This is a genomic window from Pedobacter kyungheensis, assembly GCF_000812965.1.
GTDB classification, from domain to species: Bacteria; Bacteroidota; Bacteroidia; order Sphingobacteriales; family Sphingobacteriaceae; genus Pedobacter; species Pedobacter kyungheensis.
Genome location: NZ_JSYN01000003.1, coordinates 176,965 through 202,086, shown reverse-complemented (window position 1 = coordinate 202,086; position 25,122 = coordinate 176,965). Strand labels below are relative to the sequence as shown.

The 25,122-nt window shown below is 40.4% G+C and carries 22 protein-coding genes; 13 read left to right on the top strand and 9 right to left on the bottom strand.

Features of this window, described 5'->3' with window-relative positions; genetic code table 11:
• Positions 1-103: 103 nt before the first annotated feature.
• Positions 104-658 (bottom strand): PH domain-containing protein, encoded by a 555-nt coding sequence (locus tag OC25_RS04030; RefSeq protein WP_039471995.1) that lies wholly within the window; start codon positions 656-658, stop codon positions 104-106.
• 184 nt (positions 659-842) lie between these two features.
• On the opposite strand from OC25_RS04030, the gene OC25_RS04025 reads away from it, so the two are divergent.
• Entirely contained in the window at positions 843-1,340 is a 498-nt protein-coding gene (locus OC25_RS04025; protein WP_039471994.1) for a DUF1579 domain-containing protein, read from the top strand.
• Positions 1,341-1,451: 111 nt separating this feature from the next.
• Here OC25_RS04025 and OC25_RS04020 read toward each other — a convergent pair whose 3' ends face one another.
• From OC25_RS04020 to OC25_RS03995, 6 genes are all read right to left on the bottom strand, one after another.
• Positions 1,452-2,342, bottom strand: coding sequence for a DUF72 domain-containing protein (locus OC25_RS04020; RefSeq protein WP_039471993.1), 891 nt, complete (start codon positions 2,340-2,342; stop codon positions 1,452-1,454).
• A 146-nt stretch (positions 2,343-2,488) separates the two neighbouring features.
• Complete coding sequence (locus OC25_RS04015; protein ID WP_082018503.1) at positions 2,489-2,722, bottom strand: DUF433 domain-containing protein; 234 nt, start codon at positions 2,720-2,722, stop codon at positions 2,489-2,491.
• 114 nt (positions 2,723-2,836) lie between these two features.
• Positions 2,837-4,225 (bottom strand): arginine decarboxylase, encoded by a 1,389-nt coding sequence (locus OC25_RS04010; protein ID WP_039471992.1) that lies wholly within the window; start codon positions 4,223-4,225, stop codon positions 2,837-2,839.
• Between the two features lie 708 nt (positions 4,226-4,933).
• A complete protein-coding gene (locus OC25_RS04005; protein ID WP_039471991.1) occupies positions 4,934-5,512 on the bottom strand; it encodes a PhnA domain-containing protein in 579 nt (192 codons plus the stop codon).
• A 57-nt stretch (positions 5,513-5,569) separates the two neighbouring features.
• The gene (gene ctlX / locus OC25_RS04000; RefSeq protein WP_039471990.1) at positions 5,570-6,481 is read right to left on the bottom strand and encodes a citrulline utilization hydrolase CtlX; all 912 of its coding nucleotides are present in this window, start codon (positions 6,479-6,481) and stop codon (positions 5,570-5,572) included.
• Between the two features lie 79 nt (positions 6,482-6,560).
• Complete coding sequence (locus tag OC25_RS03995; protein WP_039471987.1) at positions 6,561-8,006, bottom strand: arginine deiminase family protein; 1,446 nt, start codon at positions 8,004-8,006, stop codon at positions 6,561-6,563.
• A 313-nt stretch (positions 8,007-8,319) separates the two neighbouring features.
• Here OC25_RS03995 and argS point away from each other — a divergent pair, with 313 nt between their 5' ends.
• Together argS and OC25_RS03985 are read left to right on the top strand one after the other, a co-directional pair.
• Positions 8,320-10,419: an arginine--tRNA ligase gene (gene argS / locus OC25_RS03990; RefSeq protein WP_039471986.1), complete on the top strand. Its 2,100-nt coding sequence runs from the start codon at positions 8,320-8,322 to the stop codon at positions 10,417-10,419.
• A 63-nt stretch (positions 10,420-10,482) separates the two neighbouring features.
• On the top strand, positions 10,483-11,172 hold the full coding sequence (locus tag OC25_RS03985; protein ID WP_209435561.1) for a sulfite exporter TauE/SafE family protein: 690 nt from the start codon (positions 10,483-10,485) through the stop codon (positions 11,170-11,172).
• 296 nt (positions 11,173-11,468) lie between these two features.
• Here the strand turns inward: OC25_RS03985 and OC25_RS03980 are convergent, their stop codons facing one another.
• Positions 11,469-12,593, bottom strand: coding sequence for an AI-2E family transporter (locus tag OC25_RS03980; RefSeq protein ID WP_039471985.1), 1,125 nt, complete (start codon positions 12,591-12,593; stop codon positions 11,469-11,471).
• Between the two features lie 322 nt (positions 12,594-12,915).
• On the opposite strand from OC25_RS03980, the gene mnmE reads away from it, so the two are divergent.
• The 9 genes from mnmE (at position 12,916) to OC25_RS03930 (ending at position 23,997) form a co-directional block, all read left to right on the top strand.
• Positions 12,916-14,274, top strand: coding sequence for a tRNA uridine-5-carboxymethylaminomethyl(34) synthesis GTPase MnmE (gene mnmE, locus OC25_RS03975; protein WP_039471983.1), 1,359 nt, complete (start codon positions 12,916-12,918; stop codon positions 14,272-14,274).
• Between the two features lie 245 nt (positions 14,275-14,519).
• The gene (locus OC25_RS26715; RefSeq protein ID WP_052265944.1) at positions 14,520-15,332 is read left to right on the top strand and encodes a helix-turn-helix domain-containing protein; all 813 of its coding nucleotides are present in this window, start codon (positions 14,520-14,522) and stop codon (positions 15,330-15,332) included.
• A 45-nt stretch (positions 15,333-15,377) separates the two neighbouring features.
• Positions 15,378-15,581, top strand: a complete 204-nt coding sequence (locus tag OC25_RS03965) for an excisionase family DNA-binding protein (protein WP_039471982.1) — start codon at positions 15,378-15,380, stop codon at positions 15,579-15,581.
• Between the two features lie 350 nt (positions 15,582-15,931).
• Positions 15,932-17,152 carry a tyrosine-type recombinase/integrase gene (locus tag OC25_RS03960; RefSeq protein WP_052265943.1) on the top strand — a complete coding sequence of 407 codons (1,221 nt, stop codon included), beginning with the start codon at positions 15,932-15,934 and terminating at the stop codon, positions 17,150-17,152.
• 358 nt (positions 17,153-17,510) lie between these two features.
• A complete protein-coding gene (locus OC25_RS26710) occupies positions 17,511-20,156 on the top strand; it encodes a hypothetical protein (protein WP_052265942.1) in 2,646 nt (881 codons plus the stop codon).
• A 512-nt stretch (positions 20,157-20,668) separates the two neighbouring features.
• On the top strand, positions 20,669-21,316 hold the full coding sequence (locus OC25_RS03950) for a hypothetical protein (RefSeq protein ID WP_156131395.1): 648 nt from the start codon (positions 20,669-20,671) through the stop codon (positions 21,314-21,316).
• 6 nt (positions 21,317-21,322) lie between these two features.
• Positions 21,323-22,246 carry a hypothetical protein gene (locus OC25_RS03945; protein WP_039471977.1) on the top strand — a complete coding sequence of 308 codons (924 nt, stop codon included), beginning with the start codon at positions 21,323-21,325 and terminating at the stop codon, positions 22,244-22,246.
• Positions 22,247-22,706: 460 nt separating this feature from the next.
• Positions 22,707-23,159 (top strand): DUF6088 family protein, encoded by a 453-nt coding sequence (locus OC25_RS03935; RefSeq protein ID WP_052265941.1) that lies wholly within the window; start codon positions 22,707-22,709, stop codon positions 23,157-23,159.
• A gap of 55 nt (positions 23,160-23,214) precedes the next feature.
• Complete coding sequence (locus OC25_RS03930) at positions 23,215-23,997, top strand: hypothetical protein (RefSeq protein ID WP_039471973.1); 783 nt, start codon at positions 23,215-23,217, stop codon at positions 23,995-23,997.
• 401 nt (positions 23,998-24,398) lie between these two features.
• On the opposite strand, the gene OC25_RS27825 is transcribed toward OC25_RS03930, so the two are convergent.
• Positions 24,399-24,548, bottom strand: coding sequence for a hypothetical protein (locus OC25_RS27825; RefSeq protein WP_156131394.1), 150 nt, complete (start codon positions 24,546-24,548; stop codon positions 24,399-24,401).
• A 209-nt stretch (positions 24,549-24,757) separates the two neighbouring features.
• Between OC25_RS27825 and OC25_RS03925 the strand changes: the two genes are divergently transcribed.
• Entirely contained in the window at positions 24,758-25,027 is a 270-nt protein-coding gene (locus OC25_RS03925) for a hypothetical protein (RefSeq protein ID WP_039471971.1), read from the top strand.
• Positions 25,028-25,122 lie beyond the last annotated feature (95 nt).

Sequence of the window (25,122 nt, the reverse complement as noted above, 5' to 3'; positions counted from 1 at the left end):
CAATTTACAGTTTTCTGTTCATAATTCCACCCGTCATTAATGCTCATTTTGTTGGTTTTTTCAAATGATTTCTTACAACCATTGAATGCTGGTTATTGAGCTATTATTTCTGTCGTTGGAGGTTGATTATTTGGTCGTAAACATTTTTTACATCTTCAATAAATTCAAGGGCCGCTGGTTGTTTTACACCCGGCCATTCTATTCCCTGCATCATTGTATTTCTAAAATCAGTTGGTCCTAGTGCAATTGTTCCGCTATTATCAGATTTTTGATTAATTGTGATGTCAGATAACGTTCTGATGTTTAATGACTTGATTTCTCTGCTAAATATTCCGGTCTTAATAATAATTCTGTCCGAAGTAATTCCGTAAACGGTATTTGCTCTCTTTTTTGCGTCGATGAAAAATCTCCCGACAGTGATGTACAGACCCATTATAACAAATGGAATACCCCAAAGCTTAAAGAAAAATGGAGCATCAGTAGTAATTACACCTGTTTCCCAGAATACTGCAAAGCCTCCCCAAAGTAAGCTGAAGGGGACTAAGAATGCGTCTGAAGTTCTAAATAAAATTCCTGTTTTAGGTTTTCCTGCCCATATTAATTTTTCGCCTGTGCTTAGGTTAGGTTTTAGTTCGTTTTCGAGCTCGTAATTTGTCATTTATTTGATTGGTTTAATTGCTGTTTTTTGTGAATTATTGTTTCCAGACCTTGTGCAGTCTAATCTCAACGTGGAAAGCTTTAATTTAAAATTAAAATTCGATAAAATAAATCACTTTCGTTTCACTTGTTTTAGTCTTTTAGTCCTAATCTATTTTTTGAAAATTTATTTTATAAGTTTGGATATGGCGAAAAGTAAATTCGAGCAATCTTTAGCGGATGGTGCTCATCAACAATTACAAAAACTGGTGGGCCGCTGGCAAGGCAGTACCAGAACCTGGTTTGAAAAAGATATCCTGGCAGATGAATCGCCATCTGAAGGTGAGATTACTTCCATTTTGGGTGCCCGTTTTATCTCTTTTGATTATCAGGGAAGCTTAGAAGGAAAGCCTTTTGAAGGTAAAATGATTATTGGTTTCGATATTCCTTACCAAAAGTTCAGGGTAAGCTGGGTAGATAGTTTCCATATGGGCACACAGATTATGCTTTCTGGGGGCGAGGCAACCGGAAATGGCTTTGCTGTTTTTGGCGAATATGGCAGTCCGGAATATGGAGAACAGTTATGGGGCTGGCGTACAGTTTTAGCAATAAACAGTGCTGATGAATTTGTGCTGACAGCCTATAATGTTTCGCCTGAAGGGGAAGATGCTAAAGCTACAGAAACGGTTTACAGGAGGGTTTAAACACAATGCGTTTATAGGAAAGAAAATGGTTCGTGGTTACACAAACCATTGGTGGATTAAAAATCCAGCGTTTATGCAAGTCGGGATTAAAAATCCCGACTAACGGTAAGTTTAAAACAATGTAGGGGTAGTGGTAGCCAGTACCGGGATTTTTAAATCAGTTCCGATGGCTTTGTTTAATTTTTCGATAAAGTAGGCCGATAACAGGGGCGAGGCCAGCTCTACATTCTGGTGTACAAAGAAATACAGGTTTTCCAGTCCTTGTGCTTTCCATTGCACAATTCTTTCTACCCATTCATCTAAACGGGTATAATCGCTTTCGTGATTGGCACCTACATAACGTACAAAAGCAGTTGGGGTAGTTAGGCGCATGTGCAGCATATCGCGGCGTCCGGCGGTATCGACAATAATATTGGCCACACCATTTTCTGCAAACAATTGGGCAAACTGGCTGGCAATAGACTGGTTTGAGAACCATTCTTCGTTGCGTACTTCTACACCCAAAGGAATTACTTTCGGAAACTCGGTAATTACGGTTTTAAGCCTTTCAAAATCCTTAGGTTTAAAATTATCGTGTAATTGCAGAAAAGCCATGCCCAGTTTATCTTCAAAATTACTAATGGCATCGCAAAACTGTTCTACAGGTTCTTTTACGTTAATCAGCCTTTTAAAGTGACTAATGGTATTGGTTAATTTAGGAAAGAATTTAAAATCCGCAGGCGTTTTTTGTGTCCAGGTGATTACTTGCTCGCTAGATGGCATACCGTAAAAAGTTGCATTGAGTTCAATTGAATTAAACTGCGTAGCATAGTACGTTAACTCATCTTTGGTACCTTTTGGGTAAAAGCCTTTTAAATCGGCCTTGTTCCATTTGGCACAGCCTACAGAAGCTTTGAAAGCCTGTTTGGGTTTATTGGCTGCCAAAACTGCTGCGGTTTCGGGCGCATCAGCAGGGAGTTTAAAATCTATTATCGAGGGGTCTTCTACTTGGCCGAATTTCATATTTTAAGGTTTTAGGTGTAAGGCAAAAGGTTTAAGGGAAAATACACTGGCTCGTTCAGCCAAAGTATTATGTACTGTAAAAATAAGAAACTTGTTCTTGGCTTTTGCCAGTTGTGGAAAGTTTATAGAAAGAGATTTTATAAACTTTACGATGAAAAATCTTCGTTAACTTTCTGAGCAGAGTATAGCAAAGCCGATCTGATATCTTCTTTATCAAGAATAGGATGTTCTTCTAGTATTTGTTCTTCACTCATGCCACTTGCCAATAATTCTAGTACGTCAGAAACTGGGAATCTTAACCCACGTATTGTGGGTTTTCCGCCCATCAAACCATCTGTAGAAATGATCCTATCGAATAATTTAACCTGTTCTTTTGCCATAACCGAATATAAAAAAAAATACCCCGTTTTAAAAAAACGGGGCACTTATAAAATCGATATATAACTTTATATTTTAGCTGTTTCCAAGCTGAAAACTGCGAACTGAAAACTGAATTAGTAACCCAGTATCTTCAATACTTGCTTACTGTTCTGTTCTTCGCCAAAAACTTCAAAGTTGAAACTTTCATCGCGGTTTCTGCGAATCAATACATGTTTCGGACTAGGCAACAAGCAATGGTGTATACCGCCATATCCACTCAGTACTTCCTGGTATGCTCCGGTATGGAAGAAGCCCAAATACTGTACTTTACGGGTTTTAGGCATAAATACACTGTTCATGTGTGCTTCCTGATTATAGTAATCCTGTCCATCGCAGGTAATACCACCTAAGTTAACACGTTCGTATTCAGCATCCCAGTTGTTAATTGGTAATAAGATATATTTTTGGTTCAATGCCCAAACATCAGGTAAGTTGGTAATGAAAGAACCATCCAGCATTAACCAGCGTTCGCGGTCGTTTTGTTGTTTACGGCCCAAAACTTTATATAAAATACCCGAAGCTTCAGCAACAGTATATTTACCAAATTCGGTAATGATATCTGGTTCCATTACTTCATGAATGGCGCAGATTTCTTTAATCCTTTTTACAATTTCGTTTACCATGTACTCGTAATCGAAATCGAAAACCAGCGAATCTTTAAATGGCATACCACCACCAATATCAAGGGTATCCAGATCAGGGTTGATTTTCTTGAATTTGCAATAAAGGGTTACATATTTCTCTAACTCGTTCCAGTAGTATGGCGAATCGGTAATACCTGAATTGATGAAGAAGTGTAATAGTTTTACCCTAAAATTAGGATTGTGTACAATTTTGTTATTGTAAAACTCAATTACATCTTCCATACGCACACCTAAACGCGAGGTATAGAACTGCGAATCTGGTTGCTCCTCAGCAGCGATACGGATACCCAGGTTACAAGGTGTATCGATATCTACCTCATCATCAAAAAGGTTAAATTCCTCTTTGTTATCTAAAACCGGAATAATATTGGTGTAACCATCGTGCAGCATATCGATGATATACTGTTTGTACTGGTAAGTTTTAAACCCGTTACAGATAATGGTGGTATCTTTAGTTAAAGCACCTTTTTTCTCCAGTGCATCAACCATAGGCATATCAAAAGCCGAAGAAGTTTCCAGGTGGATGTTGTTCTTCAGCGCTTCTTCTACAATGTGTCTGAAGTGCGAGCTTTTGGTACAATAGCAATATTTATAATCGCCACGGTAGTTGTTTTTTAAAATGGCAGTCTGGAAAAGAATCTTCGCCTGTTGAATTTTCTTACTCACCATGGGTAAGTACGTGAAACGTAGGGGAGTACCGTAAGTTTCGATCATTTCCATCAGGTTTAAATCCTGAAAATATAATTCATCATCTATCACATCAAAGCCATCCTGTGGAAAGCCAACGCTTAGATCGAGAAATTCTGAGTAACTCTGCATTTACTTTTAAATAATTTTTGCAAAAATGTAATTTTAAATTGAGAAATAAACGGTATTGATAATATTTTTACTGTAGAGAAACGGATTGAGGGAGATTGTAGTTGCTGGTGGGCAAATGTCTTTGTAACGATACAATCGTTAGGCCATTTAGGGACCGTACTGCTATTTAGGGTTTTATAGCGAGGTGCTTTAATGTGAAAGTTTTCCGTGTGTTCAGTGTTTCCGTGGCAAAAAATCCATGGTTAACAGCTGCAAACCAAAGTGTGGGATATGGTTTATAACGATACAATCGTTAAGCTATTTAAGCACGCGTTAGAAACGTGCGTCAGCGTTTTAAAAAAACAGAGCGATTTTTTTTATTTAACTAATTGTAATTTAGTTATATAAATGGTTGATTTATTTTGTGTTTAGGAAAGCAGGTTCCTGTTTTTTATAGGTTAGGGTTGTTCCTGCTCTCCACTTTATTCGTTGCACTCGTGTCCGTTACGATCAGGTTTAGGTGGCAGAAACCGTATTGCTATTTGGGGTTTAATAGAGAGTACCTTTATGCGAAGGTTTTTCTGTGTGTTCAGTGTTTCCGTGGCAAAAACACCATGGTTCACAGCTGCGAATCAAATTGTGGCATATGGTTTATAACGATACAGTCGTTAGGCAATTTAGGCACGCGTTAGAAACGCGCGCCAGCACTAATGAGATATGATAGGTAAGTTAACCTTTCCTTAAATATTTTGTTAAAATCACTATGGTTTGTCCTTCTACTTTACCCTCAATCTGCTCGGTATTATCCTGCACTAAACGAATGTTTTTTACTACTGTACCGAGTTTGGCACTGAGTGTGGAGCCTTTAACATCAAGCGTTTTAACCAAAACTACGGTATCGCCCTCAAATAAACGGGCACCATTGCTATCCTGATGAAATTCTACTGTGCCTTCCTGCTCATGGTCGCCGGTTTTTTTAGCCCATTCTAAAGTTTCATCGTCAAGGTATAAAATATCCAGACTATCTGCAGCCCAACCTTCATTTCTCAGGCGGCTTAACATGCGCCAGGCTACTACCTGAACAGGTGCAAATTCCGACCACATGGTTTCTGTTAAAATTCTCCAGTGAGCGGCATCAAGCTGCTCGCTTTTTTCAATCTGGTCTAAACAGGTTTTACAAACTAAAATGCTGTTATCGCCATTGGCATTACTGGTTGGCGGCACTTCGTATACCGATAAATTGATTTCGGCTGTGCATAATTCGCATTTATTTCCCGATCGGGTTTTTAATTGTTGTAGTAAAGACATCTGATTCGAAATTTTCGGCGAAAGTAATAAAACTTTTAGGAATAGTCTGTTTGGTTTTTACTTCTCTGGTAAATGGATCTCAGCCAGCATACACCTGGCACTGCCTCCGCCATTTTTTTCGATTGTGTAAAGTGGTGCGTAAATGATGCGGCTGTATTGGTCCAGTGCCGCAACTTGCTCAGGGTTTAAGGATAAATAAGCCTGCTCTGACATCACCAGCAAATTTTCGCCGGCAGCATTAGCAACCTGCAACATATTGCCTGCAAATTTATTCATTTGCCCCAGGCTGATTTCGATAATCTCTTTTCCGCTGCCTTTTAAACTGATGCTTACCTGTAGCCGCTCTTCCGGGTTGCGGATGGAATCGAGACAGATTACTGCAAAACGATCGCCAATGCACATCATCACGTTGGTGTGGTAAATCGGGAAGTTATCGCTATCTACTGCCTGGAAAGCCACGGGTTCATAACCAGTAAGCATGCAAAAGTTATCTAAAACTTCTTCATCTGTACGCACGCTTAAACAAGCATAAGCAATTTTATTGGCGCGATCTAACACCATACTGCCTGTGCCTTCTAAAAAAGCATGCTGCATTTCGTAAAAGCTCAGGTCGCTTACATGGTTTACTTCAAAACGGGTATTCAGCCCATCCAATATTTCTTTTCTGCGCTCTAAACGGCGATTTTCAGAAAACATGGGGTAGAGGTAAACTGAGCCATCTTCGTGAAAAGAAACCCAGTTGTTAGGGAAAATAGAATCAGGAGTTTCTGGCTGTAAGGTATCGTCAACTACAGTAACATCCACATCGTTTTGTCTCAACAGCTCAACAAAGCCATCAAACTCTTTTAAGGCTTGCGCCTGTACACCCTGCGTTTCGGATGCTACCTGAAATTTATTGTTCGCGGCGGTTTGCTCGTTAAACTTAAAGTCGACCGGGCGGATCATGAGGATATGGCTGGTGGTTTGCATTTTTGGGTTAATTGTTTAAACTGGTTAATTGGTTAATTGTTCCGGGCGATTGCTCATCATCCATTTACCATCTTACATTTTACAAATTATCTCTTAAAACAGGTAAACTCATGCAGTGGAAACCGCCACGTGCCCGCGAAAGTTCTGCTGATGGCATTAAAATTAAAGTATCGGTAATGGTTTCGGTATTTACCTTGCCACTTTCCAGATCCTGGATTAAATCTTTTACATCAACCACATTAAAACCAGCTGCTTTAAAAGCCTCAACAGTTTTATCGTTCCTGTCGTAACCCAAAACTACCCCTTCTTTAATGGCCAGTAAGTTACAAGAATCGGTCCATTGTTCCCTCGAATCGTAAGGGAAAGTATTGTTGCCGCTGTAAATAATCTTTGTGGGTTCGGTACTCTTTAAATCGTTCTGACTAATATCGTTCAGCAAAGCTTCTACATGCTCGAAATGCTTTGGCTCTTGCGGGTTGGCTTTGGTAAACTGAATAGCAGTAGTAGCTTCAAGCTTCTCGGGCTCTTTTAAGAAGTTGATTGGCTCGTAAGGATTGTATTTTGGCGAGTGTGCAATTGAATTTAAAATTACCCAGGTATTGCGTTTAATCTGTGTAAAAACGGTATCCAGGTGCATATAATCGCGCTTACTCGGTATTTTTACTACGGTTACTTTTTCTACCACGTTCTGCTCAAACAAGAGTTTAATGGCTTCATTGGCTCCATGTTCTGATGTACGTTCGCTACAGCCAATTAATACATGGTTGGGGCTAACCATCATCACGTCGCCACCTTCAAGCGTAGTGCTGAAAGCAGGTTCATCGCCAGGGCGTAAAAAATGCATGGTTACATCCGGAATTTCGAGGATGTTATTGCGGTAGCTTTCAAACAGCGGGTGATTAAAGAAAATATAGCGCATTAAAAGCGTTTCGCGTACGCGGGCCTTTTTTGCCGGTTTATTTAACAGGATGTGGTTGTTAATGGTAGTGCCCACATCGCGCGTAAAAATCAGGTTGGGAATTGGCGCAAAAATCATGGTATCGTTGGCCAGGGTGCCCGAAATAAAAATCTCGGCCAGTTCTTTAGCAGGCGTATTGGTTAGCGCGGTTTGCACTTTATAGGTACAGCCCTCAATGGCACAAACTGCGGCAACGAGTTTTTTCCGGATGGATTCATCCTCCAGCATTTCGCTCAATAAATTCTGGATTTCGATTACAGCAGTCGAGTTGTGAAAATCGGGATGGTTGGGTTTATAGAAATTTCTGTTGGCAGCTTCCGAATCAATTTCGGCCAGTTTGCCTTTTATCTTGCCGGGATCTAAAAAATACATCAGCAGTTTGATGTAATAATCGTATTCGCCCTTGCGGATGGTATCTAAATGTACAATATCTTCGAAAAGCCAGTCCTGCGCTTTTGAAGGTACCACTTTACCCAAACCACTATCGGGACTATGAATTAATAATTTACGCAACCTGCCGATTTCGGTGTTTACATTCACTTTAAAGTTTAGATTCTGCTCGCTCATAAATAAATTAGTTGTTACAAAGCTATCAGAAAAAATCAGATATGAGAATTGAGATGCCAGATTTGAGCAGGGCTCTCGCTTGCGGCCTTTTTTATTGCACAGCACCGACAACAATAAACCTCATTGAAGCGGCAGCTCCCGATTTTCGATTTTTCATCGAAATAATCGGGACTACAGCGTAAAGGAGGACTGAAATAACCGACCGGCACAACTGAACCTTTTCAAACTGAAAACCATTATTATTTTAGGTATTGGTTAGCTGGCTTTAGTCTTTCTGCTTTGCCCTTTCCGCTTTAATCGCTATTTTTACGCCATGAATTTTATTATTACCGAGACACAGCAAGCTATTTTGGAGCTTTATAAAGAAGAAGTAGCTGAAAGTGTAATCAATATACAGGAAACCCGTAAAGAATTTGAAGGTCAGGCAACCATTGTAGTTTTTCCGATTACTAAAATCTCTAAAAAATCGCCTGAGCAAACGGCAACCGAAATTGGCGAATATTTAGTGGCCCATGTAGAGGATATTACCAAATTTAACGTTGTTAAAGGCTTTTTGAACCTCAGCATTGCCGAAAGTTATTTCTTAAAGCAGTTTAACGAAGAAGTTTTAGCGCCTGATTTTGGATTGTACCCATCAAACGGTAAAAAGGTAATGGTCGAATATTCATCGCCCAATACCAACAAACCGCTTCACCTGGGGCACGTGCGTAATAACTTATTGGGTTATTCGGTTTCAGAATTGCTTAAAGCCTATGGTTACGATGTAGTAAAGGTGAACCTGGTTAACGACCGTGGTATTCACATTTGCAAATCGATGCTGGCCTGGCAAGAGTGGGGCAATGGTGAAACTCCTGAAAACACTGGCTTAAAAGGCGATAAATTGGTAGGGAACTATTATGTCCTTTTTGAGAAAAAATTAAAGGAGGAAGTTTCAAACATTTTTGAGAATGTTATAGTTAAAAACGATTATGATATATTCTTTAATAGCAAGGATAAAGAGAGTATAATTTCCAAAATCATAAAATATAAAGAGCTCGAATTGAAAAAGGGAACTTTAAATTTTAATGCTGATAAAAATTCATTAGAAGATTTCGGATTTAGGGCAGAAATATTTGTTGAGGAAGCTACCGATGGTAATAAATTATGGAAAAATGTTTCAAAATGTTTTGATGAAATTGAGTATGCTCATTTTTCTGATAAGCAAAAGGAGAAAAATAAAAGGGATATTGACTATTTCTTAAAGCCATTTATTGATCTAGAAGAAGCTATTTTAAAACTTAAAGAAGATATAACGGACGAAATTAAAAGTCAAACTTTTTTAATGAAGAAAGCACAACAAATGCTTTTAAAGTGGGAGCAGGGCGATGAGGAAGTGGTTTCACTTTGGAAAACCATGAACGAATGGGTTTATGCCGGTTTTAATATTACCTATAAAAACCTGGGTGTAGATTTTGATAAATTTTACTACGAAAGCAATACTTATCTATTAGGAAAAGGTACCGTTGATGAAGGTTTAGCCAAGGGCGTTTTCTTTAAAAAGGAAGATGGCTCGGTGTGGATTGACTTAACGGCCGATGGCCTGGACCAGAAACTGGTATTACGTGCCGATGGTACTTCAGTTTACATTACCCAGGATTTAGGTACTGCCGAAATGAAACACGACGATTTCAATATGGATGAGTCGATTTATGTGGTAGGTAACGAACAGGATTACCATTTTAAGGTATTGTTCCTTATTTTAGAGAAACTGGGTAAAAGCTGGGCGAAAGGTTTATATCACTTATCATACGGGATGGTAGATTTACCGAACGGAAAGATGAAAAGCCGTGAGGGAACTGTTGTAGATGCCGATGAGCTGATTGAAAGCATGGTAACCACAGCGCGCGAAAAAACTGAAGAATTGGGTAAAACCAACGATTTCCCGCAGGAAGATAAAGACGAGCTTTACAAAAACATTGGTTTGGGTGCTTTAAAATATTTCTTATTGAAGGTAGAGCCTAAAAAACGTTTGTTGTTTAATCCGGCAGAGAGCATCGATTTTCAAGGTAACACTGGTCCGTTTATTCAGTATACCCACGCCAGGATTAAATCTTTACTGGCGAAGGCTAACTATGAGCTAACGGCAACAAAACCGGCTGAAATTTTGCCTGTAGAACTGGAAATGATGTTGTTGCTGGCTAAATATCCGGGCGAAATTGCCATTGCAGCTAAAGCTTACAGTCCGGCGAGTTTAGCCAATTATTTATATGAATTAGCCAAATTGTTCAATAAGTTTTATCACGAGGTTCCGCATATTCTTAAAATGGAAGAAGGGGCAGAAAAACAATTTCGCTTGAACCTTTGCAAAAAAACTGCCGATATTATTTATGCCGGAATGTTGATTCTGGGTATCACCTCTCCGGAAAGGATGTAGGGTTACAATTTGCAACATGTAAAATGGAAGGGGTAAGATGGGCAAGGACAGACACGTTAGCAGATGGCAACTGAATTGATTTTACTTTGCACGGTTGCTTTTGCAGCCGGATTTATAGATGCTATTGTAGGTGGCGGTGGTTTATTACAAACTCCCGCCATTTTACTTATTTTACCTAACTACCCTGTTGCTACACTTTTAGGTACAACCAAAATCCTATCGATGGCAGGCACCACGCTTGCTGCTTTTAAATATGCCAGGCAGGTTAAATTTAATTACCGGGTGCTTGCCGCTTGTGCGGTAACCGCCTTTTTTGCTGCACTTTTAGGCGCCTATCTGGTTAGCCGGATTGATAATTCGGTTATTAAACCCATTATTCTGGTCGTATTGATTTTTGTGGCCCTATACACTTATTTAAATAAACAATTTGGTATTCATCAGGAGAAAACACATGCGGTGGTAAAGCAAGTTTTACTGGCAGGTATATTCGGACTGATTATTGGTTTTTATGATGGCTTAATTGGTCCGGGTACAGGTTCTTTTCTGATTCTGGTTTTCATTGCTGTACTGGGTTTCGATTTTATTGGCGCCAGTGCACATGCCAAAATCGTAAACATCGCCACCAATCTGGCTGCTATTCTTTATTTTAGTTCTACCGGTCACATTTTGTTTCAGTACGCCATACCCATGGCTGTTTTTAATCTCAGTGGTGCTTTTTTTCGGTACAAAACTGGCCTTATTGAAGGGGAATAAATTTGTAAGGGTGTTCTTTTTAATCGTGGTTTTCGGAACAATTTTGAGATTTGCTTACGATATTTTGAAAACGCGTTTATAGCATCAAGATGTAAAATGGAAGAGGGTAGATGTGAGATTTGAGAAGAAAAGCTCTATTCTTTTTGGTTCAAATGTTAATAGATTCTTCTTCGTGTTCTGCATAACAATAAATAAAAAAGCATCGCCAGGTTAAACCTGCGATGCTTTTTCTTTTCCATACTATGGACTATGGACTATGGACTATGGACTATGGACTATGGACTATGGACTATGGACTATTTCCCTTCCAACCCCGATTTCGTAGCCACAGGTTTCCTTTTCCTGAACGCGGGGAAAGACATAGGGCTTTTGGCTGGCCTTTCATCGCCGAGTAAAACACCCCATTGTTTAAACGATTCAGTACGATCGAAGATAATTTTCAGCACAGCTACAATAGGTAAAGCGAGGAACATACCCGATACCCCGGCAATGCTGCCGCCTATAAACACGCCTAAAATGGCAAATAAAGCATTGATCTTTACTTTAGAGCCCACAATGCGTGGCATCAGGATATTATTATCTAAAAACTGTACAAATGCAATTACGCCCAATACAGTAATTACTGGCCACAACTCTTGTGAGGAAGTAAGTGTTAACAATACCCCGATAATATTGCCAATTAAAGCGCCTACATAGGGGATAAGGTTTAAGATAGCAAAAATAACCCCAATTAGCAGGGCGTGTTTAATGCCGATTAACATTAATATTCCACCCAATAAAATGGTCATGTAGGTGATCTGAATGAGCAAACCAATCAGGTAACTTTTAATGATTGATTCCGTTTCGTAAATGGCTTCTTTAACCTTTGGATGATCGTCTGTTTTAAACCACATGAAAATAAAACGGAGCAAAATATCTTTGTAAAACAACATGAGGTAAATGTAGATCGGTAACAGGCCGATAAATACGAAAATACCGCTAAGTGTCACAGCTGCACCACCTGCAAGCGAAGTACCCATATTCATCAGATCGTCGCTTTTGGCCTGAATAAAGGCTTTTTGTTGTTTATCATCGTAATGGGTAATGCGGCTAATCCAGTCGCTGAGCGAATTAATATGCTGAGTTACATTGGCCTTAATTTGCGGGAAATCTTTAACCAGAATACCAATCTGATTGGAGAAAAACCAAACAATAAGCGCAACAAAAAGTGCTACCAGCAAAATCGAAATAATAATGGCCAGAGATTCGGGTATTTTTTTTCTTTTTAAAAAGCGGTAAACCGGCAAGAGCATAATGCTGATGAAAAAGGCCATGAGTATGGGCATGATAATGTCGCGCCCTACAACCATAACAGCTACAATGGCCATCAGGCCCAGTAATTCTATCGATCGTTTAACGGTTAGTGGTAAATTGTTAGTCATATATAGCTTATCTGATGGAGGTTTAACAGCATTGTATCAAAAATGTTTTGATCAGGTAAAGTTAGTTAAGTTTTGCATTGAGATAAATTGAGAACTCATGATCAATAAACAAAGAGCAATGACTAAAAAACAATGACCAAATAACAATAACCAAAAAACAATAACAATAGATTACCTCAGCTCGTACCATCCTGGTTTCTCAATGACAATTTGTGAATGAACCAATGACGAATGAACCACCGAACGAATTGTAAAAAAAATTACTTCCCGGACACCATATACCCGGGGATTAGGCTTATTTTTGCAGCTTTTACAATTGCACATGAACAATCAGGATACCATCATCGCATTATCTACCCCGCCGGGATCGGGCGCCATTGGCGTTATCCGTTTATCGGGGCCGGAAGCCATTTCACTTACCAATGCCGTTTTTGCAGGTAAAGATCTGGAAAAGCAGTCTTCGCACACTTTGCATTTTGGCCTGGTTAAAGATGGTAACCATATTATCGACGAAGTGGTAGCTGGTTTATACGTGGCGCCAAAATCGTACACCAAAGAAAACGTGGTTGAAATTTCATGTCATGGTTCCAACTATATTATTCAGCAAATTATTAACCTGTTGATTAGTAAAGGAGCAAGGGCAGCCAAACCCGGTGAATTTACCTTACGCGCTTTCTTAAACGGTGCTTTTGATTTAAGTCAGGCCGAAGCCGTAGCCGATTTAATTGCTTCTAATTCCAAAGCTTCGCATGATGTGGCCATGCAGCAGATGCGAGGCGGTTTTGCCAATGAGCTGAAGGGGCTGCGCGAGCAACTGATCCATTTTGCTTCGATGATAGAGCTCGAACTCGATTTTGCTGAAGAAGATGTCGAATTTGCCAACCGTGAGCAGCTGAAAAACCTGGTTAACAAAATTAATTATGTATTGCAGCGCCTCATTTCTTCTTTCGAGATGGGTAATGTGATTAAAAACGGCGTTCCGATTGTAATTGCCGGTAAGCCTAACGTGGGTAAATCGACTTTGTTAAATGCATTGTTAAATGAAGAGCGCGCTATTGTATCTGACATTGCAGGTACCACACGCGATACCATTGAAGATGAACTAACTATTGGTGGTGTGGTTTTCCGTTTCATTGATACGGCAGGGATTCGCGATACAGCTGATATTATTGAGGCATTAGGGGTAGAGCGTACGCTCGAAAAAATGAAACAAGCCAAATTGATTATTTACATGGCCGATGCCGCCCAAAGTATTGCCGAAATCGAAGAACAGTTGCGCGGGCTCGAGCAGTTGGCTATTCCATATCTGATTCTCGTAAACAAAGCTGATTTGATGAGCGAAGCGCAACGCAAGGCCTTCGAAAACCTGAATGTGGTATTTATTTCGGCTAAAGAAAAACAAGGTATCGAAGACCTGAAAACCACTTTGCTTGAACAGGTAAACCTGCACCACATCAATACCAGCGAAACCCTGGTAACCAATATCCGCCACGTAGAGGCTTTGAAACAAACCGAACATGCTTTACAGCGCGTACTCGATAATGTAGATAACCCGGTTACTTCTGATTTTCTGGCTATGGACATTAAACAAGCCTTACATTATTTAGGCGAGATTACCGGTACGGTGACTACAGATGATTTGCTGGAGAATATTTTTACTAAGTTTTGTATCGGCAAGTAATCCTATGGATTTAGTCGACTATTGACTAAAAACGACAAGTAAATCGCTAATTGTTAACTAATTAGCGATTTTTTTATTTCCGATATTTCTGTAATTTGCCCCTGTTACCCATAGTTTTGTTGCGTTTCTGTAGCTTTTTTTGGCAAGTGAAACTAGATAGTGCATTGTATGTTCGATGTGGAGTATTAACTGTACATAGAAGCACATGGAAGCACGATGAAGCACGGAAATGGGTGACTTAACTTATGAGCAGTAATCTGAAAATTTTAAGGAAATGTGAGTACTGTAACCAGACTTTCATCGCCAAAAAGACGGTGACGAGGTTCTGTGGCAAAGTATGTAATTCCAGGTACTATAAATCCAAAACCAGAGCGGATAAGGTACAGGCTTCTGATCTTGAAACTGTATCCCGGGGCTTTAAATACCAGGTTTCACATTTGGACAGGGAAGTGCTGTCGGTGGCTGAAGTTGCCGGGCTGCTTCGCTCGCACAGGGGAACGGTTTATGGAATGATCAATAGCGGGGCACTGAAGGCCGCAAAGATACACACGCGCAAAACTGTGGTGTTACGTGAAGATTTTCTCTCTCTTTTTGACCAGCAGATGTGGCTGAAAACTGTAGCTAAAAAGCCGGTTGAAACACAAAAGGGGGATGATGAATCCGCTGCGAGTTATTATACCACCGCCCAGGTCATTGCTTTATTTGGAAAATCCAGGGAAGCGGTCTATACCATGCTGCAGCGGAGCGGGATACAGAAGGTCAAAGTCGGCAAAGAGATTCTGATCCCAAAGGATGCGGTAGACAGGCTTTATAAACAGAAGTCGGCCCCAAGAGCAGATCCACTGGATGGAGAACGCAGAGCCAATCAGCGGCTGGCTTCGAAGCCGATCAGAATATCGGACTGCTATTCAATAGAAGAATGCGTTCAGCTCCTGGGAAAGGAGCGGGGACTTTTGTACGCCATCTTCAAGAGACGGAATGTGCCCAAATTGCGGGTGGGGCAATACGTGTACTATCTGAAACGGGCGGTAGACAAAATCCCGAAAGATGCGCGCTGAATCCGTTGTAATACCGAGTAAATTTTAATCTTAACCAAATATTTTATGAACAGTAATCCCAAAGACCAGGTCTTTAATGTACTGCAGGCAGCTAAATATCTGAGCTGCTCTAAAATTACCATCTACAAATTGATTAAGGAAGGCAAGCTAACCGTGATCAGGCCCTCACCAAAGAAAACAATCATCCTGAAAAGCTTCATCGATAAAATGTTCGAGGAGTGCCGCTACATTCCCGAAAGCAGCCGGTAGTACGGGGCTGGAGAATTGTGGTAAATGGGAGAACTGTGGTTAACGAGCGGTGGATGAAAATAACCGCTGAAAAGCAGTATGGTAATAACGGTAAAATTTGAATAATTACAGAAATAATGATTTGTTATTCAGTTGCTTGTGTTTGTTTTTATGGTCGTTTTGCTTTGAAAATATATTTGCTTTTAGCATTTTTATGGCTCCACAAAATACCATTCCTTATGGGAAGCTGGCCAGCCATCTTCTACCCATTCCGTTGAATCAAATTTATCTTGATCAGTGGAAATATAAATGATTAAATAATATTTAAAGGCATTGAGAATATGCCTGTCTAACCAATTATAAAACTAAATATGTCCAACGTAAAACTTAGAGCGAAAGCGCTCAGGAACAATAGACAGACGCTTTTTTTGGATTACTATCCACCACTTTTAAATCCTGCAACGGGAAAGAGCACCCGTTTTGTCTGTCTGAGGTTATATCTTTTCACCAAACCCGAAAACGACTTTCAGCGCAAGCATAATAAGCAGACATTGATTACGGCCAATACCGTGTGTGCCCAGCGGCAGATTGAGCTCCAGAACAGGCGCTTTGGGCTGGTATCGGAACATGAAAGGGAAGCGAGCTTCATCGACGTGTACCGGCAGGTGGCCAGGCAAAGGAGGCAGGGTGTTCATGACCAGTGGGAAATGTCGCTGCGGTATTTTATTGCTTTTTGTGGCAGGGAGATTATACTCCCTGAGCTGACGGATTATCTCTGTGAGGATTTTAAGAATTATTTGCTCAGTGGTCCGGGTATAGCGCGGTACGGCAGGCCGATCAAAAGAAATACGGCAGCGAGTTACTTTGCCAAATTCAGGGCAGTGCTGCGGGTACTGTACAGAAAGCGGTTGATACCGATCGATTTGCACAGTATGGTAGATCCGATCAGGCCTAAAGAGACGCATAAAGAACGTTTGACAATGGAGGAGTTTAGGCTGTTGGCCAATACGCCTACTGATTCTGAACTGATGAAATGTGCGGCTATGTTTTCAGGATTAACAGGGCTTCGCTGGTCCGATGTTTCGACGTTGAAATGGTTCAATATCAGAGGCAGGTTTGGGAGTTTTGAAATCCAGTTTTCACAGGAGAAGACCGAAAGCGCAGAGGTGCTTCCGATTTCTGATCAGGCTTATAGTTACCTGGGAGATAGAGGGGCTGGAGGAGAGTTGCTTTTTCCGGGGCTTGTTTACAGCAGGCTGAAGTCATTCTTTACCAAATGGCTTTCGGACGCGGGGATTGATAAGAATATCACTTTCCATAGTTTCCGGCACACCTTTGCGACATTGCAGCTCGAGGTAGGGACTGATATTTATACGGTATCTAAAATGCTGGGGCACCGGGTGCTGAAGAATACGGAGGTGTATGCGAAAATCGTGGATAAGTCCAAACGGATCGCTGCGGATAAAAATCTGCTTCTGGGTGATCCAGAGGAAGTGGAAGATAAGGCTGGCGTTGGGGAAGATGAAAGCCTGCAAGAAAGGAAAGGAATTTTTATTCTGCACAGAAATGAAGATAAGATTAGCGCAGGTTGATGGTCGTTAATTAAGCCTATTTATCTCGATTTCTAAGCTGCATCATTTGATTAGGGGGGATTAGATAGACTGATCGAAGTGGAAACTTCCTCTCTTCATTGCTGATGTGGTGAATGATCGCGTTATTCGCCGCAAAATTGCGGCGAAAATTCTAACATGCGGTAGATAATTGTTGTATTCACCGCATTTATGCGCTGAATAAATAAATTAATCAACTTAAAACTGTTCTGATCTCCTGGAATTTTGGAACATCAATTCGTCTTGGCTGATATTGAGAATTACCGGAAGGGTAAAATCTAGGAACGGGTAGAAATCTATTGGATTCGAAGTTAGGGTGTGCTTATTTGGAAATTATTTTATGATGGCAATAAATATTTTGTCAATTTGTTTTGGCAATAAATTTATTGTCATTATATTTGGCAATAAATATTTTGCTAAAATGTTAGAACATACGTTATATAATCCAGCGAGCCAATCCAAAAGTTCTCTTATTGATGCTTTTGTTGTTAGGACAAAAATTTTCAGTGAAATATTTGAAATTATTTCCAAGGAAGATTTGGTGGGGGATCAGCGCCATTATCTTTTGCAGGGGCAGCGGGGTATGGGTAAGACAACTCTTTTGCTTCGATTGAAATATGAAATCGAAAATACCGAATCGCTCAGAAGCTGGCTTTTGCCGATTTTTTTTAATGAGGAGTCTTATGATCTAACTTCGCTGTCAGGTCTTTGGGAGAAAATGCTAAAGTATCTTGACGAATATTGGGATACTAACGGGCTTTATTATGGACATACCGAGCTCTTCTTAGATAGTGATGATTATGAAGAAAAATGTTTTAACTATCTTTTAGAGATTCTGACCGCCCGTAAAAAGAAGCTTATCCTGTTCTTTGATAATTTTACCCAGCTTTTCCTTGATAATCTAACAGAAAAGGAAAAGAAACGCTTTGAGCAGATTTTGGGAAGCTGTGATATGATCCGGATTGTTGCCGCCTCAGCGATTGTTATTACCGATCAGAAGAACTATGCCGAGCCACTGTTTAAACATTTCAGGGTAATTCCATTGGTCGGTTTAACAAGGGAAGAAACACTGGAATTATTAAGTAGTCTTTCGCAGAAGGGAAATGTGAAAATCGATCTTGTAAAAAATAAAGCTAAGTTGGAGACGCTTGCTGTGCTCACAGGTGGAGTAATACGTACTTTGATGTTGGTTTATGAGGTTGTTTTGGCAGACCAGGATGGGTCGGCATTAACGGATTTGCAGCTGGTCCTGGACCGGGTTACGCCGCTTTATAAACATCGTATAGAGGATTTGCCGGTCCAACAGCGCAGGATCATCGATGTGGTAGCTAAACAATGGGATGCGATGAGCACCAAGGATATTGCTGTTCATTTACGTGACGATGGGCGTTCGATTTCTACCAAATTGATATCGGCTCAGTTGCAGCAGTTGGAGAAAAATAATGTTATTGATAAGAAGGAAACTTCTACCAAAAATAATCTTTACCAGCTAAAGGAACGTTTCTTTAATATTTGGTACTTAATGCGGCATGGTGATCGTAAAGATCGGCGCAAGGTAATCTGGTTAACCAGATTTTTGGAGTTATGGTATGAGGATGAGAAGGGTTTTGAGGTTTTTTTAAAACGTCATATCAAATTGCTGAAAAGCGGTAAATATCATGCGAAGTCAGCAATCTTATTGACAGAGGCGCTTATCGGTTCCAACCATCTAGATATCTTAAGTCTCAACAAACTTTATGTGGCAACATCGGCTATTCTAACTGAAGAGCAGCGTAAGGAGCTACCTGATCTGACCGGTAAGCAGCTACTTGGAGCTGTGGAACTTTACAGAGTTAAGGATTTTCATGGTTCTATCGATCTGTTGAATGCGATTGAGAATCCAGATCAGAGCAAGAATATCCTGCTTGCTTGGAATTACGCAGCTCTTGGAGACCGTGATAGGGCCTTTAGTATGGTAGAGGGGGTGGAAGTTGAAAGTGAAACTCAATCTTTTTTACTAATCACTTTTTATCAACTTGTAGAGGATCACGAAAAGGCTCAAAAATGCATGGATAACTTAGATCATTCTCGTGACGATCGGGTGCTTGAAGCCAAGGCGAACTTCTATATTTCGTTGGGTAAGGTTGAAAAAGCCAAAGCGCTTTATATGGAACGCCTGGATGAAAAGGATGCTAAATCTATAGGGATGCTTGTTGATTTTTTGGTTCAGCAAGAAGACTACCAAGAGGCCGAAAAATATATTCTTCTGGGAATGAAGCTGGATGATGCTTTTATTTGGCCCTTACTGGATCTCTATTTGATGAAGAATAATACAGATGAAAGCAAGATTAAAGCTTTGGCCATACTTAAACAGAATGATGAGAAATTTAGTTCGGATCCTGAATTTCTGGTTTATAAGGGGCTTTCAAAGATATTTGCGTCTAAAGATGATGATCAACATCCTTTGGGGGATTTCGATGAGGTGCAGGTTCTTGAAGATGCCAGAAAAATGTTTGTAAAGGGGAACAGGCGTGGATATGAATATAATCTGCTTCATTATTTTTTACTTATGCTTTATACCGAGATAAGGCCGAATAAAAAGAAAGCAACCAGGTTGATTGAGGAAATTGATAACAGTGAACACAATCCCTATTTTATACTGAAAAATGCATTTATTCTAGCGTGGAATGGCAATTACTCGTCTTCGGTCGAAGTTTTCATAAAAAACCAGCGAAATGTTGACTTCGAAGGAGAAAATGATCAAAGGCTGGTGAGTGATGTCATAATGCTTTTGGTGTTGCGGGGTAGATATGAGGAGGTTGCTACAATCTTCGATTCGGTTAATAACTTGAAGGATATTCTCAAACCGTTATATTTTGCTTTTTTGGATTTAAGTGGGCAAAAAGATGCTAATGAGTACTTAAAAATGGGAAAGGAGCTTGAACAGCCAGTAAAAGATGTTATGGCGAAGATTGGCAAGATGGCTAAAACTTACAAATTGAACTAAAAAGATTAGCGATGTTATTGTGGATAACTCGTTAATACTAAGTATTTAAGAAACCTTAAATTTGCTTAGAATGATAGGAGTGGTTGATTAAAGACCTGAGTGCGACCAAACAGCTCAGGCCTTTATGATATCATTCGTGCCAATAGGGTTGGCAGGAATAGAGTTGTTATATTAATACGTGCAAAATTATAAAAAGTTGTTTTGCATACAAGTATTAATTCATTTTTCTTCCCTTCGCCTTTTGGAGCCATGAGGTTTCCAGTCATGCTATGCTTTTGGAAAATAATTAATCCCTTCACCACTAAATGGGTAAGGGTATTTATTGACTTAATTTTTTAAAAAGAAGATGGCAAAAAAAACATCTGAAGAATTTCTGGGGAACCTTATCGTTCCCTGGAAACAATCCCGTTATGGAACGGTAGTGCTGAATGGCAGGGGAAGCTCATTCAGATTAAATCGATTATCTGAAGACAATCAAGGAGGAAATTGAGATGGCAATGTTTACCATATCGTTGAACCAGTTTATAGAAGCTGGGCAAGCAACCCCAAGGGGGAAAGCTAGAATTGTTGAACAGCAACTCAATGTAAATAAGCTACTCACGCCCTGGTATCAGCTGGCAAAGAATAGGATGAAAGTTTATTTTCGTGATGTGGCTAAAACCGGAGTTCTCAAGCAAGCGCTGGATGATCTTAAAAATAAGGTTCCAAAGGATGATAAGGCAAAAAATAATATAACCGTTTCTATCGAAGCTATTCATAAGGTGATGGAAATGGGCTTTGAACATATTTTGGTAAATGGTTATGAAGTGCTTTTTCCGGATCAGAAAAACATAGAGATTGAGGGCATTAATATCAACGTAAATCCCGAACTGGTGTACCGCTATGTTGAAGATGGGGTAGTAAAGATTGGCGCGTTAAAGTTTCATGTGTCCAAATCAAAACCATTTGGGCTGCAGCAATCAAAAAGCATTGCAAACATCCTTAGAATTTACCTTCAGGAAAAAGTCGTTGGGCCAGGTGAAGTCGTGGATTCCACCTTGTGCTGGGCTTATGATGTTTTCGGAGAACGTTTGGTTCACGCGGATGATAATGTAATGGTTACAGCAGCAGAGGCCAAGGAATTATGTAAGGAACTGGCTAAGATTTACCACGAAATATAACTAATCATGGGAAGAATTATTAATGCAGAAAGCCATCTTAGAGATTTGCTTTCTGATGGTCAGGATTATTATATCGGTTTCGGTATTGATCAGATTACAGAAATAGGAAAAGACCACCTTGATCTCAATGATTTGATCAATGGTAAGACTGGCAGTTTTACCGTTTCGGGTAAAAAAGGTCCTTTAAAGGAGAACGTAAAAGGTAAATTTGTGCGCAAGCAACCGGAACGCAAGGAAACGATTGAAAAACACATCGAATATTACAGTAATTATCACGGTAAGATTATTGAATATGACCGTGAGTTTCATATTTGGGAAAAAGAAATGGCCCACCGGTTTGAGCTGAAGTTATATAGACATATGTCTCCACAGCAAGAGATGATCATCCATTTCCCGTTGTTTAACATGGTTGATGATGAGACACATTTTCTTCGTGCAAAGGCAGCTATGAATATTTGTGTCATTCTTGGTGGCTACTACATGATCTATGACAGTAAATTTGAACCTGCTCTTCGCATCACCCAGCATCTGGGAAGAAAAGTACTCCAGTCCGGGATCGGGACCATGGCCGAGAAGATAGATGAAATAAAGGATCGCCTGATCAGAGGGGATTATGGCTCCGACAATGGAGGGAACAGTTACCGATTTGCAGTGCTTGAAGATTATAATGCTTCGGATATAGCAGATGGGATAGGTGGTTTTAATGAATACCTTCGTTTTGAATTCGAACAGGATGATATTGTTATTCTAGAGAATCTTAGGAGCGGAAATGCAACCTATGTTTTTAGACTTTCTCTTTTTGATAAGGATTTCGTGCTCGACAAGCAAACGGCGAGAAATCATAAGTCATTCCTCGACAGGGTAGTTCACCATAATGTTGCAGAGTGGGAACGGATGATCGGGAGGTACCTTAAAAGGAAAGCAGCTTAAATCAAACGACGAAAGGGTACTCCACATGCCCTTTTGTTTTTTTATATTGGCAGTCGGTGATCTTCTGATGTTTGACCGGCGCGCTGTTGCGCCCTGCCGGCTTCGCCCGGCTTTTGCTTATACGGGATTGAGTCTGTGTGTGCCTGGAGGTTCGGAGCAGTTCGAAAAATGCTGTGCTCTAAATCTTGATGATTTTCGAATGTTTTTGCACTGGTTGCTTCTGGAAGATCGGGCTGTTGGTGCATCTTTGTTTTATAGCTGCCGTCTGGAAAACTGTGAGAAATTTACCGTTAATAACGGGATTTATCTGTTACCTTTATTTTAAAAAAGGTAACATGTCAAGTGTTCATTTGGATGTAGAACCGCGCGTTAAACGGAAGAAAGCGGGTGCCTTGATTTTTCCTGCGGATTTTAGAGGGGCTGGAAGCGGGGCGGCTGTTAAAATGGCGCTGGGCAGATCATGCGGATCGGTCATGGCATTCATATTATTCCTAAAAAGGATCCGGTTTTTGGTGTGCTGATGCCGGCCCTGGAAGATATTGCCCAGGCGATTGCCAAAAAGGATAAAGTGGGGATCAAGCCTGCGGGGGCATATGCGCTACATCGGCTTGGGCTTACCACGCAGGTCCCAACCAAACTGGTGTATCTCACTGACGGTCCTCCGCGGCAGATCAAAGTGGGGAAATCGGTGATCAGGTTTAAGACCACTACGCCCAAAAAGCTTTCGATGAAGGGAGCGTACAGCAGTTTGATTATTCAGGCGCTGGAAAAAATCGGTATAGACAATATCGTTCCTGTTACCCGGCAGAAGTTCAAGGAATTGCTTTCACTGGAAAATGGGAAAGCCTTGATGGAGGATCTTAAAATCTGTCCGGTTAGAATCAATGATTACCTGGTGAAACTTATTCGCTAATAGCACGATAAAAAATGCAGGAATTAATTCGGGCTAAAAAACTTAACTTAACAACATGAAAATCCTGGTTACGCTCTTATTGCTCACGATCACTGTATCCCTAAAAGCCCAGAAGGATACTTCGCTGATCAAAGATTGGAAAAGCCACGCATTTCCAGTGGATAACGACACGCTGCTAAGTTATAATCACAGTAGTGATTACCGGGTTTATGTACAGAATAATCAGGTTAAAGCCGCGAAAGGAATTTATGGCAAAAAAAATGACCTTCCATTTAGGATCGAAGCCCAGGCCCCAAAAGAAGTCCGGGAGTTCTATAGCCCTTTTACAGGTGTGCGTACTACATTCAGGGTAGATGACGGTTATCTGGTAGGCTTTAACAACGGGGAATTTGGCGGAAGTCTGAACTGGTTCTCCACTGATGGGAAGGTGCATTATCTGATCGGCCGTTTTAATCTGCAGCAGTTTATCTCTCGTGATGGGAAAGTCTATGCCATCCAGGGGCTATCACATATGTCGACTAACGAGGGGACAATTCTCCAGATCGAAAAAAAAGCTGGGAAATGGACTGCACGTGATTACCTGAGGCTGCCTTCGGCCCCAAGAGCGATAACCATCGATCGTAAAAACCGTTTTCTGATTGCCACGGCATCTGCACTGCTCCGGATAGATGAAAAGTCAGGTATTGAAAGCTTATATGAGAATGACAACTGGTTATACTATCTCTCTCCAAACTCGGTCGTTTGCCATAACGCTGTAGTCTATGTAGGCATGAGGGGAGGAGTGTTTAGGTATGATCCTGATACCAAAAAACAGGAGTGGTTAAGACCAGATCATTAGCTTATGCGGATACAGCGGGCAGCATAAATAAATAGACCTGACCCGAAGAAAGCAAAATGATAATTATTTAAAATCATAGGTGTCAATGGATGATCAAAAGAAACTGCGTTGGTCAAAAATGGCTTATTGTTCTGTCTTATTGTTGGTTGCTGAAAATCTCATTATAGTTTTGATATCGCTTCCGGACACTTTAGTGCAAAATCAACCCATTCTAGTATAACTTAGTATATTTACTTTGGGTAGTTCTTTTAGCTCACTGATCAGCTCACTGGCGGTTTTACGCCTTGAACGATCCACCTAACTGCGAAGTTCTCGTTTGCTGAAGTATAACCGTTTGCCCGGTTTTCTGCACGGTATCTCCAGTCTGCTCACTATTGCATAAATCGCTTGAATGGAGACTTTCAGTACTCTGCCGCCTGCTGGATGTTGAAGAGTTCATCTTTATCCTCTTCGCTGGGATGATGCTGTTCAACTATCGATTCGATGCGTTCAACCTTTTCGAATAGTTGGCGGATGACTTGCGGTAGTTTTTCAAAGCCGAATGGTTCCATATGGTCAGGATTGATTGTTCTATAAATTTGGACATGGTTTTTTTATCCCTGCCCAATGTTGGGCAGGTTGGACGGGGGCTTGGCTCTAAAGAAAGCGGTTTACTTATCCTTATTTTTTCATTGATTTGAGATATTTAATTTTAAAGCTATCGATAATCTCCTGTCTGGGGACTTTTTCCTCTGCCGGTTTAACCTTTTCTTTTATACAGATGTTTTTTACAGATCCGGTTGATTCTTTGATTTCATTGGTGGTGGGTTCTATCTGTTTTTATTATTTGCATATTTGTGGTATTATGAATAAACGTATCCAACAACTGCTTATCACCTTTCGCAAAGTGCTCAGCCAAAACAGGGCGGGCAAGCTTTCCCATGTCAGCACTCAGGGAAAGGAGGACAGTCTTTCGAAAGCGATCCGTACTGAAAAAGATGGAAAAATCTTTATGGCGGAATTGAAGAATGCAAAACACAGAGCCAGATAGGCCAGTTCTAAATATTGAAAAGCCACTCATTGTAGTTGCTTTTTTTATGCCCCTGTCTTCTTCTAGTATTATAAATCAAAAACGACAGATAAATT

Coding starts and splice junctions, on each gene's coding strand:
- argS (WP_039471986.1), top strand. CDS start 8,320: ATGAATTTTATTATTACCGAGACACAGCAAGCTATTTTGGAGCTTTAT.
- OC25_RS03965 (WP_039471982.1), top strand. CDS start 15,378: ATGAACAGTAATCCCAAAGACCAGGTCTTTAATGTACTGCAGGCAGCT.
- OC25_RS03930 (WP_039471973.1), top strand. CDS start 23,215: ATGAAAATCCTGGTTACGCTCTTATTGCTCACGATCACTGTATCCCTA.
- OC25_RS03985 (WP_209435561.1), top strand. CDS start 10,483: ATGGCAACTGAATTGATTTTACTTTGCACGGTTGCTTTTGCAGCCGGA.
- OC25_RS03960 (WP_052265943.1), top strand. CDS start 15,932: ATGTCCAACGTAAAACTTAGAGCGAAAGCGCTCAGGAACAATAGACAG.
- OC25_RS04015 (WP_082018503.1), bottom strand. CDS start 2,722: ATGGCAAAAGAACAGGTTAAATTATTCGATAGGATCATTTCTACAGAT.
- OC25_RS03945 (WP_039471977.1), top strand. CDS start 21,323: ATGGGAAGAATTATTAATGCAGAAAGCCATCTTAGAGATTTGCTTTCT.
- OC25_RS26715 (WP_052265944.1), top strand. CDS start 14,520: ATGAGCAGTAATCTGAAAATTTTAAGGAAATGTGAGTACTGTAACCAG.
- mnmE (WP_039471983.1), top strand. CDS start 12,916: ATGAACAATCAGGATACCATCATCGCATTATCTACCCCGCCGGGATCG.
- OC25_RS04030 (WP_039471995.1), bottom strand. CDS start 658: ATGACAAATTACGAGCTCGAAAACGAACTAAAACCTAACCTAAGCACA.
- OC25_RS03925 (WP_039471971.1), top strand. CDS start 24,758: ATGTTTTTTACAGATCCGGTTGATTCTTTGATTTCATTGGTGGTGGGT.
- OC25_RS27825 (WP_156131394.1), bottom strand. CDS start 24,548: ATGGAACCATTCGGCTTTGAAAAACTACCGCAAGTCATCCGCCAACTA.
- OC25_RS04005 (WP_039471991.1), bottom strand. CDS start 5,512: ATGTCTTTACTACAACAATTAAAAACCCGATCGGGAAATAAATGCGAA.
- OC25_RS04010 (WP_039471992.1), bottom strand. CDS start 4,225: ATGCAGAGTTACTCAGAATTTCTCGATCTAAGCGTTGGCTTTCCACAG.
- OC25_RS04025 (WP_039471994.1), top strand. CDS start 843: ATGGCGAAAAGTAAATTCGAGCAATCTTTAGCGGATGGTGCTCATCAA.
- OC25_RS26710 (WP_052265942.1), top strand. CDS start 17,511: ATGATGGCAATAAATATTTTGTCAATTTGTTTTGGCAATAAATTTATT.
- OC25_RS03995 (WP_039471987.1), bottom strand. CDS start 8,006: ATGAGCGAGCAGAATCTAAACTTTAAAGTGAATGTAAACACCGAAATC.
- OC25_RS03935 (WP_052265941.1), top strand. CDS start 22,707: ATGCGGATCGGTCATGGCATTCATATTATTCCTAAAAAGGATCCGGTT.
- OC25_RS03980 (WP_039471985.1), bottom strand. CDS start 12,593: ATGACTAACAATTTACCACTAACCGTTAAACGATCGATAGAATTACTG.
- OC25_RS04020 (WP_039471993.1), bottom strand. CDS start 2,342: ATGAAATTCGGCCAAGTAGAAGACCCCTCGATAATAGATTTTAAACTC.
- ctlX (WP_039471990.1), bottom strand. CDS start 6,481: ATGCAAACCACCAGCCATATCCTCATGATCCGCCCGGTCGACTTTAAG.